Annotated in this window: 16 protein-coding genes; 10 read left to right on the forward strand and 6 right to left on the reverse strand. The window is 60.6% G+C overall.

Going from position 1 to position 16,707, the window contains the following annotated elements:
- Positions 1–43: 43 nt before the first annotated feature.
- Together FHS69_RS10955 and FHS69_RS10960 are read right to left on the reverse strand one after the other, a co-directional pair.
- Positions 44–859, reverse strand: coding sequence for a hypothetical protein (locus FHS69_RS10955; protein ID WP_166777736.1), 816 nt, complete (start codon positions 857–859; stop codon positions 44–46).
- A gap of 252 nt (positions 860–1,111) precedes the next feature.
- Entirely contained in the window at positions 1,112–1,381 is a 270-nt protein-coding gene (locus FHS69_RS10960; RefSeq protein WP_166777737.1) for a hypothetical protein, read from the reverse strand.
- 475 nt (positions 1,382–1,856) lie between these two features.
- Here FHS69_RS10960 and FHS69_RS10965 point away from each other — a divergent pair, with 475 nt between their 5' ends.
- Positions 1,857–2,630, forward strand: coding sequence for a hypothetical protein (locus FHS69_RS10965; RefSeq protein WP_166777738.1), 774 nt, complete (start codon positions 1,857–1,859; stop codon positions 2,628–2,630).
- Between the two features lie 269 nt (positions 2,631–2,899).
- On the opposite strand, the gene FHS69_RS10970 is transcribed toward FHS69_RS10965, so the two are convergent.
- Both FHS69_RS10970 and FHS69_RS10975 read right to left on the reverse strand, forming a co-directional pair.
- Entirely contained in the window at positions 2,900–3,646 is a 747-nt protein-coding gene (locus FHS69_RS10970; protein ID WP_166777739.1) for a hypothetical protein, read from the reverse strand.
- 358 nt (positions 3,647–4,004) lie between these two features.
- Positions 4,005–4,400, reverse strand: a complete 396-nt coding sequence (locus FHS69_RS10975; protein WP_166777740.1) for a MerR family transcriptional regulator — start codon at positions 4,398–4,400, stop codon at positions 4,005–4,007.
- Positions 4,401–4,467: 67 nt separating this feature from the next.
- Between FHS69_RS10975 and FHS69_RS10980 the strand changes: the two genes are divergently transcribed.
- The 9 genes from FHS69_RS10980 to FHS69_RS11020 all read left to right on the forward strand — a co-directional run bounded on the left by FHS69_RS10980 (position 4,468) and on the right by FHS69_RS11020 (position 13,696).
- Positions 4,468–5,088 (forward strand): cation efflux transmembrane domain-containing protein, encoded by a 621-nt coding sequence (locus tag FHS69_RS10980; protein WP_166777741.1) that lies wholly within the window; start codon positions 4,468–4,470, stop codon positions 5,086–5,088.
- On the forward strand, positions 5,081–5,464 hold the full coding sequence (locus FHS69_RS10985) for a DUF3703 domain-containing protein (protein WP_166777742.1): 384 nt from the start codon (positions 5,081–5,083) through the stop codon (positions 5,462–5,464). The genes FHS69_RS10980 and FHS69_RS10985 overlap by 8 nt, the downstream gene beginning before the upstream one ends.
- A gap of 83 nt (positions 5,465–5,547) precedes the next feature.
- Entirely contained in the window at positions 5,548–5,886 is a 339-nt protein-coding gene (locus FHS69_RS10990; protein WP_166777743.1) for a hypothetical protein, read from the forward strand.
- 65 nt (positions 5,887–5,951) lie between these two features.
- Positions 5,952–7,205 carry a TolC family protein gene (locus FHS69_RS10995; protein WP_166777744.1) on the forward strand — a complete coding sequence of 418 codons (1,254 nt, stop codon included), beginning with the start codon at positions 5,952–5,954 and terminating at the stop codon, positions 7,203–7,205.
- A gap of 11 nt (positions 7,206–7,216) precedes the next feature.
- Complete coding sequence (locus tag FHS69_RS11000) at positions 7,217–8,380, forward strand: efflux RND transporter periplasmic adaptor subunit (protein WP_166777745.1); 1,164 nt, start codon at positions 7,217–7,219, stop codon at positions 8,378–8,380.
- A gap of 58 nt (positions 8,381–8,438) precedes the next feature.
- Complete coding sequence (locus FHS69_RS11005; RefSeq protein ID WP_166777927.1) at positions 8,439–11,702, forward strand: efflux RND transporter permease subunit; 3,264 nt, start codon at positions 8,439–8,441, stop codon at positions 11,700–11,702.
- 22 nt (positions 11,703–11,724) lie between these two features.
- Positions 11,725–12,096, forward strand: a complete 372-nt coding sequence (locus tag FHS69_RS11010; RefSeq protein WP_243844643.1) for a SpoIIAA family protein — start codon at positions 11,725–11,727, stop codon at positions 12,094–12,096.
- The gene (locus FHS69_RS11015; RefSeq protein WP_166777746.1) at positions 12,093–12,731 is read left to right on the forward strand and encodes a cation diffusion facilitator family transporter; all 639 of its coding nucleotides are present in this window, start codon (positions 12,093–12,095) and stop codon (positions 12,729–12,731) included. Before FHS69_RS11010 ends, FHS69_RS11015 begins: the two co-directional genes overlap by 4 nt.
- Complete coding sequence (locus FHS69_RS11020) at positions 12,728–13,696, forward strand: cation diffusion facilitator family transporter (RefSeq protein WP_166777747.1); 969 nt, start codon at positions 12,728–12,730, stop codon at positions 13,694–13,696. Before FHS69_RS11015 ends, FHS69_RS11020 begins: the two co-directional genes overlap by 4 nt.
- On the opposite strand, the gene FHS69_RS11025 is transcribed toward FHS69_RS11020, so the two are convergent.
- Both FHS69_RS11025 and FHS69_RS11030 read right to left on the reverse strand, forming a co-directional pair.
- Positions 13,693–14,832, reverse strand: a complete 1,140-nt coding sequence (locus FHS69_RS11025; protein WP_166777748.1) for a copper resistance protein B — start codon at positions 14,830–14,832, stop codon at positions 13,693–13,695. The genes FHS69_RS11020 and FHS69_RS11025 overlap by 4 nt on opposite strands.
- Entirely contained in the window at positions 14,829–16,697 is a 1,869-nt protein-coding gene (locus tag FHS69_RS11030) for a copper resistance system multicopper oxidase (RefSeq protein WP_166777749.1), read from the reverse strand. Before FHS69_RS11030 ends, FHS69_RS11025 begins: the two co-directional genes overlap by 4 nt.
- Positions 16,698–16,707: the final 10 nt, after the last annotated feature.

Below are 16,707 nucleotides of genomic sequence, written 5' to 3' on the forward strand. Positions count from 1 at the left end.
CCAAGTCCCATGGAAGTGTAGTGATTGCGAGATTAGGCATCGATCAAAACCTGATCGTCCCGTGACGGTGCTTAGGGGTAACCGGATAAAGCAAGGTGCCTTCAGTGCGTTCGACATCCAGATCGAACCAGAAGAGACCTTGTGCGCAAGCGGTTTCAATCATCCAATCACCATCACGAGGATCGGAAGCGGCAAAGCGCTCGCGTAAGTCTGCCCACCGTATGCTACGTGCATCTGCCTGCGCAGCACGGCACGTATTCAAATCCTGTGGAGACAGCTTCCCGAACACACGGCCGTAGAGGGTTTCGATGTTTTCCCGGCTATGCTCGTTGGGAAGGATGTCTTGCCGATAGATGATCTGAAATTCCCATCCGCACTCACTCACGATCTCTTGGACATGATCCATCAGAGCGCGGTAGTCGGGATCCTCAATGTCTTTCTCGGTCCTCTTCACTTCGACCAGTTGAATACGCCCCTTTAAGAGGAGCCGAATTGCATCGGGTCGATAGGTCCTACGCTTTCCTCTGACGATCACATGCATCCTGAACGGGTGACATTGAAAGTCGATAACTTGTGCGTCGACCTCGTTCCGCATTGCAAACCATGGTTCACCTTTACCCTCAAAGACCTGTGTCAGACCAGTTTTTCGAGAGCGCAGACGGCCGCGCGCGTGCGCCCCTCCTCTCGTGATCACTGGGCGGCGATAACCGCCCTGCTCAAGAATCTCGATTTTGGCCCTAGGCGGAAGAGTCTTGCGTTCGGTATCGCCGCCACTCTTTTGGAGCGCTGATCGCCTAGGCGGGTTTTCCAGTCGCTCCGGAACGAAACGAATTGGTGCGGTCTTTGACTTGGGGGCCACGACCTTAATCGCTCCTTCGAAGGAGTTTGATGATCAGAGTAAGCCAAGAAACCCAGCTCGCCGCGAGCCGCTTGCCTACGCTGTGTGAGGTTGGTGCTTCCGGGGATACAATGGTCCTCGTGCGACCGGCATGGCCCTTGGAACGGCGCCAGGGGGGAGACCTGAGGGACCACGGCATCGGATGTGGGGAACGAAGCCTAAGGGCTGCGCTGGCTGCGGGATTGCTAGGATGTTCGAACGGGCCAGTGCTCATTAGAGCCTCCTCTCGTGCAATCGGACAAGAAGGGCATAGATCGTGCCGTAGTCGAGGCTTGGATCCTGCTCTGAGAGGTCAACAAGCCATGCCACTTCTTTCTCGATTACTTCCGCAAGCAGTTCCTCAGGAATGGCCGTGGCAACCTGGCTATCCCAACGGGGAACAGAGGCCGAACCGAGACCCTCGCGATCGGCTTTCGGGTTTACAGAGCTAGTTTTGTCTTGGCCGCCCCAGAACAGCCGGAACGACTTTTGCCAGGCCCTCATCGCTTACCACAACCTCATGCATTTATGAATAGACCATGCATTTATGGCTAGACATCAGCTGGGTCAAGGACATATCACTGGATTTCGTGAATTGTTTCGATAAATGTGCAGCATGACCGCGAGTATTCAGAATCCGGAACACCTCATTTCGCTCATTTGGCCGGAGGGAATGCCAGATCGCGAACGGATCGTTTTCGAGGGACTTTCGTCTCCTAAACGCGAGGCCGTGCTCAAGCGCCTAGAGGCCGTATGGCGTGCGGAAAATGGAGAACCCTGGGAGCCTCTTGCAACTACTGTCGGGCTGGGTAGGGCCGCGTTCTATAATCTCCGGAGGGCATGGCGCGAGCAGTCCCTCGAAGGAATAATTCCCTACGAAAGACGCTCTGCACGCTCCCTTGAAACGCCTGAAAGCGCGCCAATACGGCATTTGGCAAGGAGTATACTACTAAATAGTGAGCTCGAATTGAGCAATTCCATGGCTGCTCGCCGATTACTCGATGAAGCCGGCAATGACGCCGCAATCGGCGGCTCGAACCAGCAGACTAGAATACAGTGGGCTGAAAGATTGATCCGACACGAGCGACGTCGTTTGGCCCTCGACCCTCAGTTTTTACAAAGAAACTTTGCGAAACGGATCATTCTCGATCTGACAGCAATTCCGATCGTTATGAAGGGGGAAGAAGACCTTGCAGTAGTCGCAATCGTGATGGACGCCGCTAGCGGCCTCATCCTTGGTGATTGCTTCGGGTCTATCGATGACGCGATCGAACTTGAATTAGTGGCCACTAGAAATGCACTAAACTTTGTCGAGGATATGCGTGAGAGGGAGAACTGGGGATACACCGGCTATCCTGATTTAGATCTCATACTCCCTCCCAACAGCGACCGGACGAACCCTCCGGCTTCTCTTTTAGCGGCAAGCCGCTCATTGGAGATACGACCGCCCGGCACATACGCTTATGGACAGCGAATTGTTCAAACCGTCGGCCCCAAAATCGGCCGGATACCTTTAGCGCCCCGAAAGACACTGTCAGTCGAACGCGCCAAGTTCGCTCGAAGCAGAAAGACCTCGGTTCTCGACCCGGTCGAGGCAAGCGCCTCCTGGCAGCGGGAGGTGTTACGCCACAACGAGCCAATACTGCTCGCATTTGAAAAGACCAAATCGTCGCAAAGACAACGTTGTGACAATAAGCTAGGAGCACTGCTTTTTGCATTGGCAGAGTTCCTCATCTCTCTTCCCCCCGACTAATTTCTCGCGATGTCCTTGATAGTGATTATGCGAATGCGAGATTTAATCGTATACCGTTAGGATGTTATATGGGATCTGTTTGCGACGCCAAACCTTGCCCGCACGAATTTCTCCGCTTCATTCAGGTTCATTGGTTTAAGTGATCCGTTAACAGGATATTCGCGGCGCACGGGTGAAGCGAGAACCAAACGGGGTCTTAGACGGATTCCTTCATGGCGAAGACCAAAAAGTGCTTCGACACAGCGTCCATGTTCATAAGCCCCTGGCGTCTACTCGAGCACGGGGCCAATCTCAGTCTCAATCCCCATTCGAAGGTCCGCCCAATGGTTATCGTGCACTACCGGCAGGCCCACCGTGACGTGGGGAAGGCGGTCAATTCCCCCACCGCGCGAACCAACTGCGCTGGACAGAGCCCCTGCGATCTTGGCGGCTGAAGGCAGCCCTAGAGAGATATCCAAGCTTATGATCGAGTTGGATTGGGATTCGATCACTACCGTAGCGAGAGGACGCTGGGCGGTCGTGGTTTCATTCATAATAGGAATTTCGAGCACGGTATGATCGACGATCCAGTCTCCCAGTTTGGCCAGCTGCGCAGGTAGTATACGAGCCCGGTTTGCATGGATGTAGCGCTTCATCTTGTCACTCGATGGCATCGCAATGCCACCCGTGCTCGCCTGTCGCTCTGCGCTCTGGATTAGCTGCTCAGGCATAGCGTCCGGCTGAGATCTCATAAGATCATCGAGTATCTTGGCTTGAGAAGCCTCGATGTTCGTCTTCCGATTGCGAGGCCTTGAGCCGCCAGCAATTGCCGCAGGGTCCTGTAAAGTTCTCCACGCTTTGGCGAGATTATAGAATTGGGCCACTCCTAAGCCGAGGTGTGCCGCAAATTGCTCCGCCTTCTTTCGACTAGGGGACGATTCGAATTCAACCAGAGCCTTTAATCTTCGCCGAACCTCATCTCGCCGCTCCGGTTCGATGCCAGACAAATCGACTGAAACAGGTTGATTTTTGTTCATTGTTTGTTCTGAACTTTCCTCGATCTAAAATGTATCCCCTTCTTTTCATTTTTTATGCCTGTTCCAGGCCCGTAAACCTTCGTTAGATGTCGACATACCGCCGCTTTGCACGGCGACCTTCGTGCCCACGAAGGTATTCGGATTGCACGTCCGAAACCGTTTCTGTCGATGAACGTCGAATATGGCGTCGAAGGGGCTCCGCTCATTCGGTTCGCTGGAGCTGCTGTCCGGAGGTTGGGTGGGTCTAGTTCCGATTGCCCCTCGCACATTTTAAATGAAAGGTAGCGCTCGACGCGACGACTAAATGCTTACCGCCACCGAGGGAAGATCAAGCTTTTTCGAACCATAAGGTTCTCATCTATTTAAACGGGAGCGCTAGGCTTTCGACGATGCGACATTCTCCAATACGGTTTGCCTCACAGGATCGCAGCAGAAGCCGCAACTCATTTCGGAGTGACGAGAGGTCCACTATCTTTTGTTCCACTTCCTCCAGCTGCTCACGAACAAGTTCATCAACTTCTTGGCATGGCTTGTCGGCGCTATCCGATAAAGCGAGCAGCTCGCGCACCTGCGCCATGCTGAAGCCGAGTTGGCGCGCGCGGCGAACGAATGTAAGCGCTGCCAAGTGATTGTCCGAATAGTCGCGGTAATTGCTGTCTGTGCGATCCGCAGCAGGCAAGATGCCTTCTCGTTCATAATAGCGGATCGTCTCCGCCTTTGTGCCGGTGGCTTTTGCAAGTTCTCCGATACGCATCGCTTGACCTTGTAGTTGCTACAAGGTGCATATGTTCTTGCGACTCGAACGTTGCAAGGAGAGTGGCATGGCGAAGTCCTGCTGCCAGACACCGGAGCCTGACACCGCCGCGCACAAAGATCCGCGCTGGCGCCGCGTCCTGTGGATCGCACTCATCGCTAATGCAGCCATGTTCGTGGTGGAGATGGTGGCCGGTGTCGCTGCTGATTCCCGTTCGCTCCAGGCCGATGCGCTTGATTTCTTCGGGGATGCCGCGAACTACGCGATCAGTCTTGGCGTTGCAGGTCTGGCACTCTCATGGCGCGCCAAGGCCGCTCTAGTGAAGGCCGCGACCATGCTCGCTTTCGGCGTGTGGGTAATCGGCTACGCGATCTACGGCCTCGTCGCTGGTTCGGACCCGGAGCCCCAGACAATGGGAGTGGTCGGCACGCTGGCTTTGGCGACGAACGTGATCGTCGCGCTCATGCTCTTCCAGTTCCGCGAAGGCGATGCGAACATGCGATCGGTATGGATTTGCTCTCGCAACGACGCGATCGGAAACGTTGCGGTGCTCGGCGCCGCCCTCGGCGTGTTTGGAACGGGCGACGCGTGGCCCGACCTGCTCGTCGCCTCGATCATGGCCGGACTAGCCCTGTGGGGCAGTGCGGAGGTGTTCGGCCAAGCACGCCGGGAGCTGTCCCATGGATAGCAATACCATTCCCAGCAGGGATGCATTTCTCGCAGACGAATACCGACGCGCAGCAGAGGCTTCGGACGAGCAGAATTTCGAGGAAGCCTGGCACCATCTCGAACGGGCCCACGTAGTTGCTCAGGACCGCTTGAGACCGCACTGCGTCTCGCATTGGCGTATGCTGGAGCTTGCGTGGAGAACGCGTGATTGGCGCGAAGTTCACGGTCAGATATTCCGACTTTCCCTTGCCCCCATAGGCAACATCACCGGGAGACTTCCAATAGGAAACAGTGGTCGTTCGAATGTAAGCGCATTCGCTCGGATGGAAATAGAGCCGGAGATCAGTCGTGTGCTTGGTCAATCGCCAGCTCAAGATGTTCGTGGCTCGAAGTAGATCGATGGTTTTGTTATGAAATCACATTCCGTCTCGCGAGATAGTTCTTTCGAAGCCAAGCCGCCAATGCTACCGGACACGCCATGACCCGGCTCTTCGCCCGCTCCCTCTTGCTTCAGCTGATTACGCTGTGCACTGCATTCGGTGTCCTGTGGGCTCCGGTGGCGGAAGCGGCCGAATGCGCGGGAGAGCCTCCGGTAGCATCGCAGTTCGAGCAACACGACGAGCCCGGCGATGATGATCGTGGCCTGGAGAAGCACGGCGCCTGTGCTCATGGCCATTGCCATCATGCTTCGCAGGCTGTCGGGCGGTCGTCTGACGTCTTTGCCTTTGGCTCGGTCATGGGTGCCCTGCGCGCTGGCGACCAGCCCTCTTTTGCGTCCAATTTGACCGAACTGGCAACGCCCCCTCCTCGCGGCTGACATTCGCCGTGCGTCGGACCTGTTTTCCGATGCCGAACTGAACGTCAGAAGAGGAATACCCATCCATGTTCGCCATATCGTGGCGAGCAGCCCCCGTCTGGGGGCTGATACTCGCCCTGTCCACAGGACCTGCCAGCGCGCAGGACCCGGGTGTCGTCACGCTCGACGACGCCCTTGAACTCAGCGGGGTCGCCGCTGAGGCCGATACCGCCACCACCAACCCCCGCCTCGTGGGGCCCCGCGCTGAAACAGACGCGGCGGTCGCGCTTGTCGATCAAGCCCGTCTCCGGCCTAATCCCGAAGTGTCCTTCGAGGTCGAGAACGTCGCTGGCAGCGGGGCATTCTCGGGTCTCCAGTCTACCGAATATACGCTCTCCGTCGGCCAGCGTCTCGAACTCGGCGGCAAGCGATCTGCGCGGATCGGTGCGGCCGAATCCCAGGCCGAACTGGCATCTCTCAGGGCCGACCTTACCACGGCCGAACTGGGACAGCTGGTGCGCGAGCGATATCTCGCAGCTGCTGCCGCAGCCGCCCGGGTCGAACTCGCGCAGGATGTGGTCGCGCGAAATGAAGAGCTTGCCCGAATTGCCGGTGTCCTTGTGGAGGTCGGCCGCGAGCCACCTTTGCGCGCACTGAGGGCGGATGCGGCCCTTGCCGAAGCGCGCGCGCGCCTGGTTGAGGCGGAGGCGGAGAGCCTGTCGGCTCGGACTGCGCTCGCTGCTCTATGGGCCGGCAGGGAAGCGCCATTCGTCTCGGCGCAATTTCCGGTTATCCCTCCGCCCGCTTCCCTTTTGACCCAAGCAGCGGAAAGCCTCACCTATAGGGTCGCGCGAGCCGAGAGCACCGCTGCAGCGGCGGAGATCGAGCGGCAGCGGAGCCTGCGTATTCCCGATCCCACGGTCTCCGCAGGCGTGCGGCGCTTCGAAGAAAACGGCGATAATGCGTTCGTCGTTGGCGTTTCGATCCCGCTTCCGTTTCGCGATCGGAACCAGGGCAACATCGCTGCTGCCGAAGCTCGGCTGCGTGCAGCGAACGCTCGCGAAGCCGTGGCCCTCGCGGATTACGAGCAGGCGGTCGCCACGGCCCGGGCCAGGTATCTTGGTGCCGAAGCGCGCGTCGAGACCCTGTCGCAGACATCGCTCCCGCAGGCGGAGGAGGCACTGCGCCTCGTTCGCATCGGATATCGCAACGGACGTTTTCCCCTGATCGAAGTTCTCGCGGCCGCAGAGGCACGCGACACGATCCGCGAGGCGCTCATCGCCGCCCGCGAGCAGAGGGGCCTGGCCGCAGCCGAACTGATCGAGCTGGCCGCACAGTGAAGGATATATCAATGACACGCAGAAAGCTGGCGATCCTCGTCGGTATCGTGATCGCAATCGGCGCTATGGCGCTGATATTCTGGCCAACCTCCGAGGTCGACGACCATGCAGGTGAAGATGACCATGCGCAGGAAGAAGCTGCGACCGAGACACCTGAAGGGGTGATCACGCTTAGCGAAGAGCAGATTAGCGAGGCCGGGATACAGCTGGCCTCCGTCCGGTCTGGAGCCGCTGTCGAGCTTGTCTTTCCAGCGACTGTCGCGGCGAACCCCACTTCCACCGCCCGCATCGACGCCCGCGCTTCGGGTGTCGTCCGCTCGGTGGGCAAGACGCTGGGTGATTATGTGGCGCGCGGCGAGACCGTCGCCCGCATCGAAAGCGCGGATGCCGCTGCTCTCGCCTCCCAGGTGAGCGCAGCAAGCGCGCGGGTGAGCGAGCTGTCTGCCGCCTACGAACGCGAGCGGCGTCTGTTCGAGGAAAATGTTACGGCCCGCCAGGATCTGGAAGCCGCGCGGGCGAACCTCAGCGTAGCACGTTCGGAACTTCAGCGGGCGCAGGCCGCGGTAGCGGCAGCTGGCGTCAGCGGCGACGGGCGTTCGCTGGCGGTCACCTCTCCCTTGGCTGGCAGGATCACCGCGGCACCGATTGTGCTCGGGGCCTTCGTCGATGCCGGCGAGGAACTCTACCGCGTGGTCGATCCCAATGGCCTCCAGATCGAGGTGGCGCTGCCTTCAGCCGAAGCCTCTCGTATCCAACCTGGTGACGAGGCCGTGCTGGTGGTCGGCGACGGTCGGGAAATCGGCGCCCGGGTTCGTTCGGTGACGCCGTCGCTCGATCCGGAGAGCCGCAGTGCGACTGCGGTCCTGTCGTTATCACGCGGCGTTCCGGGGCTTCAGCCGGGTGCCTTCCTTCAGGCACGGATCAGGCCTTCGGGCGAAATCGACCGCGACCGCATCGCGGTGCCGGAAGACGCTATCCAGGTGGTGGAAGGACGCGACGTGGTCTTCGTCCGGACGAAGACCGGCTTCCAGGCTCGTAACGTGGAGCTCGGGACACGATCCGCTGGTCAAGTGACGATCCTTTCCGGCCTTCAGAAGGGATGGCGGATAGCTGTCGCCAATGCCTTCCTGCTCAAGGCGGAACTCGGGAAGGAGGGCGCGACCCATGGTCACTGAGACTCAGAACGAGTCCGCCGTGGACACCCACGTTGATGAGGCCAGCCATCGCCATGGTTTGATCGGGGCCATCCTCGACATTGCCGTGCGGTTCCGCTGGGCGGTCATCGTCCTTACCGTCTTCGCAGCGATCTACGGCGCCATGAACCTTTTGCGCCTTCCGATCGATGCGGTGCCGGACATCACCAACACACAGGTGCAGATCAACACCAGCGCGTCTGCGCTCTCTCCCTCGCAGGTGGAGACGCAGGTGACCTTCCCTATCGAGACCGGGCTTTCCGGGATCGAGGGGCTGGAGATGACCCGCTCGATCTCGCGTAACGGCTTCAGCCAGGTCACGGCGATCTTCGAAGAAGGCACCGACATCTACTTCGCGCGCAGCCAGGTGAACGAACGGCTCGCTCCGATCGGTGCCTCGCTGCCGGAAGGAGCGGAGCCCACGATGGGGCCGATCTCGACGGGCCTGGGCGAGGTCCTCATGTATACGATCGAATACGAGTATCCGGGAGGTCGCGATGCGCCGAAGGGTGGTCGAACAGGCTGGCAGTCGGACGGGAGCTTCATCACCGAACGCGGTGATCGCCTCGACACCGAGGTAGCCAAGGCAGCCTATCTTCGCACGGTGCAGGACTGGGTGGTGGCTCCGCTCATGCGCTCCATCGATGGGGTGGCGGGCGTGGACTCGATTGGCGGTTACGAGAAACAGTTTCTCGTTCAGCCCGATCCCGCCCGTCTCACTGGCTATGGCCTGTCGTTTAATTCGCTGATCGAGGCGCTGGAAGCGGCGAACCTCGCCGAGGGCGCCAACTTCGTGGATCGTGCCGGAGAGGCCCTGCTCGTCCGTGTCGATGCACGGCTTGGGGGCACCCAGGACATCGAACAGGCGGTGGTCGCGACCCGCGAGGGCGTTCCGATCCGGATCGGGGATGTCGCCTCGGTGCGCATCGGCGGCGATCTCAGAACCGGGGCTGCCTCGCTCAATGGCGAGGAGGCGGTCGTTGGCACGGTCCTGATGCGCAGTGGCGAGAACAGCCGCACCGTGGCTGCCGCCTCGGCCGAGCGACTGGAAGAAGTCCGCGCCTCGCTCCCTGCCGGAGTGGTCGCCGAGATCGTCTACAACCGCTCGTCGCTGGTCGATGCGACCATCGCCACGGTCGAGAAGAACCTCGTCGAGGGCGCGCTTCTGGTGATCGCAGTCCTGTTCCTGATGCTCGGCAATATCCGTGCTGCGATCATCGCCGCATTGGTCATTCCGATATCCATGCTGATGGCCGCCGTGGGAATGAACAGGCTTGGTGTCTCGGGCAACCTGATGAGCCTCGGGGCACTGGACTTCGGGCTTATCGTCGATGGCGCCGTTATCATCGTCGAGAACAGCGTCGCGCGGCTCGCCGCAAGACAGCACCGCGAAGGCAGATTGCTCAGCCTCGGCGAACGGCTGACGGAGACACGGCTGGCTGCACAGGAGATGATCAAGCCGACCGTCTACGGTCAAGCGATCATCCTCTTGGTCTACGCGCCGCTTCTCACCTTCACGGGGGTCGAGGGCAAGACGTTCTCGCCCATGGCCATCACGGTCATGCTGGCACTCGCCTCCGCCTTCGTGCTGTCCCTGACCTTCGTGCCGGCGATGATCGCGGTGCTTCTCAATCGCAAGCTGACCGAGAAGGAGGTCAAGCCCGTTCGGATGGCGAAGGAACGCTATGGCCCGGCGGTGCGCCGCGCCATCGCACGTCCCTGGCCGGTGATCGGTGCGGGCGCCGGGCTCTTCGCCGTGGCGGCTTTCGTGTTCACCTTCCTCGGCAGCGAGTTCACACCGCAGCTGGATGAACGCGACATCGCGGTTCAGTCGCTGCGGATACCGTCGACCTCGCTCGAACGATCACTCGCCATGCAGAGACAGGTGGAGGACAGGCTCGAGACCTTCCCGCAAGTCGAGCTGGTTTTTTCGCGCACCGGCACGGCCGAGGTCGCGAGCGATCCGATGCCGCCGAACGCGTCCGACGCCTATGTAATCTTGAAGCCGCGCGAAGAGTGGCCCGATCCCGACCTGTCGAAGGATGAACTCGTCACACAGATGGAGGAGTCGCTCAGCGGTCTGGTGGGCAACCTCTACGAATTCAGCCAACCCATCGAACTGCGCTTCAACGAGCTGATCGCGGGTGTTCGCGGCGACGTGGCGGTCAAGCTCTACGGAGACGACCTTACCGCGCTGACCCGGTCAGCCGAAGAAGTGGCCGAGGTGCTGCGCGGCGTCGAGGGTGCTGCCGACGTCAAGGTCCAGCAGGTCACTGGCTTTCCCACGCTCGACATCGCCTTCGATCGCCCGACGATCGCCCGATACGGTCTGACCGTGGAGGAGGTCGCACAATCAGTGGCCATCGCGCTGGGTGGTCGCCCGGCGGGACTGGTATTCGAGGGGGACCGCCGTTTCGATGTCGTCGTGCGGCTCGAGGATGCGACCCGGGACGATTTCGATCAGCTCGGCGCTCTGCCCATAGTCCTGGAAAGCGGGGTCACGGTCCCGCTTCGCACGCTGGCGGATTTCCAGGTGGTCGATGGTCTCGCCGAGGTTCGCCGGGAGCAGGGTCGCCGATTGGTGATCGTGTCGGCGAACGTGCGCGAACGCGATCTCGGGTCGTTTGTCGAGGAGGCCCGGGCAGGCGTCTCCGAAAGCGTCGAACTGCCGGCTGCCTCCTTCATCGAATGGGGCGGGCAATACCAGAACCTCCAGGCCGCGCAGGCGAGGCTCGCCCTCGTCGTTCCGGTCTGCTTCGCGCTGGTATTACTGCTCCTGTTCATGGCGCTCGGCGGATGGGTGCCAGCGCTGGCGGTGTTCAGCGCGATCCCGATGGCACTGGCAGGCGGGGTCTTCGCGCTTGCCTTACGGGGGATGCCGTTCTCGGTGTCCGCTGCCGTGGGCTTCATCGCTCTATCGGGTGTCGCGGTATTGAACGGGCTCGTGATGATGACCGCGATACGCCAGCGCCTCGACAAGGGAATGCCTCTCGATGAGGCGATCTCCGATGGCGCACTGGCGAGGCTGCGACCGGTGCTGATGACAGCGTTGGTGGCCTCGCTCGGCTTCGTGCCTATGGCCCTTGCGACCGGCACTGGCGCGGAAGTCCAGCGTCCGCTGGCCACTGTCGTGATCGGCGGATTGATTACCGCGACCGCGCTTACGCTCTTCGTCCTGCCCGCGATCGCGCGGCTCGTGCTCAATCGATCGGACGATGAGCGCAGCTGGCGCGAGAAGTGGTGGGATCGCCTGCGTCGAAACGTGACCAGCGACGAGCAGCGCGAACTGACGGACATCGCATGATGGTCCGGGAAAGGAGAATACGATGCTGAAGATAGACGAAGAGAACGGACTGCTGCGGATACGCGCGAGTGGCCAACTTGAAAGCTCGGACTACGATGACTTCGTGCCTCGGTTCGAACAGCTTGTCGGGCGAAAGCCCGGCAAGCTGCCGATTGTAATCGAACTCGCGTCCGATTTTGCAGGCTGGGATCTGCCCGGACTATGGCGCGATCTCAAGTTCGACACGCGTCATCAGGACAGCTTCGGCAAGATCGCCATCGTCGGCGATGCGAAATGGGAAGAGTGGGGCACCAGACTCTCCGATCCGCTCTTCCGCGCCGAAATGAAATTCTTTGAATCCTCCCAGCATCAGGTTGCCGAGAGCTGGGTCCGCTCCGGGGAGGACACGGCATGAGTGGTGACCATGATATCGATCTCGGTTCGGCCGGGAAGCGCCGGACGCTGTGGGTCGTGCTCTGGCTGAACGTTGCGATCGCAATCGGGTTCTTCGTCGTCGGCCACTTCGCGGACTCGAACGCGCTCTTGGCGAACGGGCTCGACAACTCGTCCGACGCGATAGTCTATGCGCTCAGCCTGCTCGCGCTGGCCCGCTCGCGCATCTGGCAGCGTGGTGCGGCGCGGTTCTCCGGGGTCATGCTCTTGGTGTTCGCGGCAGGTGTCATTGCCGATGCCGTGCGTCGGTTCGTGGAAGGCTCGGAGCCAGGTGGTTTCATGATGCTCGCGATGGCGGCAGTCGCAGCCGTGGTGAACCTTATCTGCCTGCGGATGCTCCAGCGGACGGAGGACAAGGACGTCAGCATGCGCGCAGCGACGACCTTCAGCTTCAATGATTTCATCGCTAATGGCGGGATCATCATCGCAGGCATCGTCGTGATGCTTACCGGCGCTAATTGGCCCGACCTGGTGGTAGGCGTCGCTGTGGCATGCATTGCCTTTTATGGCGGCATCCAGATCCTGCGCGATGCCCACATGGATATCCATGACGAGGAAGGGAGCGAGCATCGGAAGGGGGATCAGTTCCGGACATGAGCAATCAACACACACATGGTGGGCATGGCGGCCACAGCCACGGCGAGGAGAACCTGAGTGATCGCCAGCTGATCTTCGCGGTCGCGATCAACGTCCTGCTCACGCTCGCTCAGATCGTTGGCGGGATAGTCTCGGGTTCGCTCGCTCTCATTGCCGACGCCCTTCACAACTTCAGTGACGCCGCCTCGCTCGGCCTCGCGTGGTTCGCCCGTAGGATCGGCAGGCGTCCCGCCGACAGACGGATGACGTTCGGTTATGCGCAGGGCGAGGTCGTCGCTGCGCTCATCAATCTGACGACGCTGCTCATCATCGGCTTCTATCTGCTCGTGGAAGCGATCAACCGCTTCGCCGATCCGCAACCGATCGAAGGATGGACGGTGATCGCCGTTGCGGGCGTGGCGTTGGTGATCGATCTGGTTACCGCTTTCATCACCCACCGCGGCGCCAAGGACAGCATCAACATGAAGGCGGCGTTCCTGCACAATGTGTCCGATGCCATGGCCTCTGTCGGGGTAATTGTCGCCGGGATCATGATCCTGCTATACGATCTCTACGTGGCCGATCTGGTCATCACCGTCATCATCGCCGCCTATGTGATTTGGCAGGGGCTTTCGTTGATGCCACGCACGGTTCGCCTGCTCATGGGTGCGGTGCCCGATGACGTCGAACTGCATGAGATCATGGACGAGCTCGAGGCGATCGATGGGGTCGAGAGCATCCACCATCTGCATGTCTGGAACCTGGGAGAGCACCGCCGCGCCCTCGAAGTGCACATCGTTCCTTCCAGTTCATCACTCGAGCGCTTTGAAATCCTAAAACTGGCAATCAGGAGGCGGGTATCGTCGCAATTCGGTATAGAACACGCGACGTTGGAGGCCTGCCTTGCGGAGAACTGCAAAACGAATCTCATCGCTGTGACAGTGCGGGACGCCAATTGTAGAGAAAGCACCAAAAAAGGCGGCTAGAACCAGAACCGAACACCGACGACATAGTTCGTGACACTGGGATCCTCTCCCTCGTTACGCGCGTAGTTGGCGCTCTTGCCGATGCGCCATTCCTGATCGATCCCGATGTAGGGCGCGAACTCGCGGGCGACGTGGTATCGTAGGCGCACTCCGGCCTCGATTCTGTCGAGTCCTGCACCGATGCCCAGTTCGGGCACGTCCTGCGCCGAGAATGAGGCCTCTACCCGGGGCTGGATGACGAGCCTCTGTGTGATGCGTTGATCGAGTTCTGCCTCAACGCACGCAGTCAAGTCGCCCTTGTCGGACAGGAATGCGGCAGCATCGATCTCGAACAGGTAGGGCGCGAGACCTTGTATACCCACAACGGCATAAGTTCGGTCGATCGGAGCAAAGTCCTGTCGGATGCCAGCTTGCAAATCGAAGAAAGGAGCGATGGCGCGGCTGTATAGCGCCTGCACTTCGGCGCCTTCAATCTCCTCGTCGAAGCTTCCCTCGCCTTCCGATTTGAACCAGAACTTGTCGAGATCGCCGCCGTAGTATCCCTGCAGGTCGAACAGGTAGCCATCGGCGTCCTCGCGGGAGCGATACTCGACGCGGTCACCTTGGAACCAGAAATATTGTTGGCCGCCCTGCTCATGGCGTAACCGCTCACGGGCCTCATTCATGGCTTCGACGCCCCAGTAGGCATCTGCGGCGCTCGCCGGACCTGAACCCGCTGCGGCGGGAAACGGCCCTGAGGGTATATCAGCAGGCATACCTCCGTGACCCATGGCTGAATGATCCATGGTCGAGTGATCCATGGTCGAATGGTCTACCTGTTCGCCGGTTGCTTGCTGGTCCGTGCCTGCATCCTGGCTCATGGTCAAATGGTCCATCTGGGAATGGTGCATCGACGAATGATCCATCTGCGAGTGGTCCATAGCGCTATGGTTATCGTTTTCGTGACCCGTCGGCGCACATTCACCTTCGGGAACGGCGTGGCCCATCGCACGGTGGCGTGCCGCTTCCGCTTCACATGCACTCTGTTCCTGTGTCGCCGGGGACACTGTTTCGTCGCCTGACATGGCGTGGCCCTGGTGCTGCGCGTAGGCGGGCGTTGACGCACCAGCGAGAAGGATTGTGATCAGATACCTCATCCGCTCTCTCCTACGCGCTCAACATCCGACTGGTCGCCTCGCTGCGCTACGGTCACGATCTGGAACATCCCGGCGTGCATGTGATACAGAAGATGGCAGTGGAACGCCCAGTCCCCCGGCTCGTCGGCGGTGAGATCGAACTGGGCGAAGCCGCCCGGCTGCACGATGACAGTGTGCTTCTGCGGCTGCCGGTCGGCGGGTGCCCCGTTCACCAGCTCGAAGAAATGCCCGTGCAGGTGGATCGGGTGCGCCATCATAGTGTTGTTGACCAGCTTGACGCGCACGCGCTCGTTATAGGCGAAACGGATCGGCTCATCGCTGACGGCCGAGAACTTCTGACCGTCGAACGACCACATGTATCGCTCCATGTTGCCAGTCAGATGGATTTCCATCTGTCTGGAAGGCGTCCGCAGATCGTCATTGGGCTCGAGCGCCACGAGATCGCGATAGTTCAGCACCTTGTGCGGCACATCGGCTAGACCGATACCGGGATCGCCTATACGGTCCTGCGGACTCATGGCCACCATGTCGATACCGGGACCGACTTTGACGTCCGCCGGCAAACGGGAAGTGTCCCGCATATTCATGCCGTCCATCGACATCCCTGCCATCGCCCCGTCGCTTGCTTCTCCACCCATGTCCATTCCACCGGCGGGGCGCTCGCCATGCCCCATGCCGACATGACCCATCGCGCTGTGGTCCATGCCATCCATGCTCCCGCCGGTGTCACCACCATGCGAGCTGTGATCCATTCCGCCCATACCCATGTCGGCCATGGTCAGCAGCGGCGGATCGCGCAACGCAGGAACAGGAGCGCGGGCACTGGGCCGGCTGGCGAGCGTCGCCACGGCCATGCCCGATCGGTCCATGCTCTCGGCGACGATCGTGTGCGCCTCGCCGGTCGGTTCCACGACGATGTCGTAGGTTTCTGCGGTGCCGATCTGGAACTCTTCCACCTCGACCGGCCGGACGTTGAGACCGTCTGCGGCCACGACCCAGAACTTCATGCCCGGAATGCGCACGTTGAAGAAACTCATCGCGCTGCCGTTAATGACGCGGATCCTCACGCGCTGCCCGCGCGAGAACAGGTATTCCAGGCCCTCCTCGGGTCCGTGGCCGTTGGCGAGGTAGGTGTAGGTCGAGCCCGTCACGTCGAGGATGTCGGTCGGCATCATGCGCATCTCTGCCCACATTCGCCGTTCCTCGCCCGACAGCGGGTAGTCGTCGGTGAGCGTGCGCTGCTGGTAGTTGAAGTAGCCCTCGCCCTTCTTCAGCTTCGACATGATGGTGTGCGGATGCAGTGGCGTGAACTCGCTGAGCAGCATCACGTAGTCGGCGTCGGCCTGCACCGGATCGGGCCCGGCCGGATCGACGATGATTGGTCCGTAGTGGCCCGCCTGCTCCTGCAGCCCCGAATGGCTGTGCCACCAGTAGGTGCCGGCCTGACGCAAGGCGGGCATCTCATAGGTGAACGTCTGACCTGGCTCGATACCGGGGAAACTCACGCCCGGCACTCCGTCGAACTGAAACGGCACGAGCAGACCATGCCAGTGGATCGAACTGTCCTCGTCGAGTGTGTTGGTGACGTTGAGGTTCACCGGCTCGCCCTCCTTCAGCCGCACGAGCGGTCCGGGGACACTGCCGTTCACCGCAACACCCATTCCGCGGCGCCCCTGAACCGAGAAAGGACCGCGCGCGATAGTAAGATCGATGCTGCGGCCTGACACCTCGTCGAAACCCTGGCGGATCGCATGTCCGCTCATGTTGGCCCCTCGGGCCCAGGCCGGCATCGCGGCCGCGGCCCCGATCAAGCCACCTGCCGCCAAGCTTGATCCGAGAAAACTACGTCTAGTGACAGTCTGCATTATTGGTCCT

It is taken from the genome of Qipengyuania flava, assembly GCF_011762005.1.
Taxonomy (GTDB): Bacteria; Pseudomonadota; Alphaproteobacteria; order Sphingomonadales; family Sphingomonadaceae; genus Qipengyuania; species Qipengyuania flava.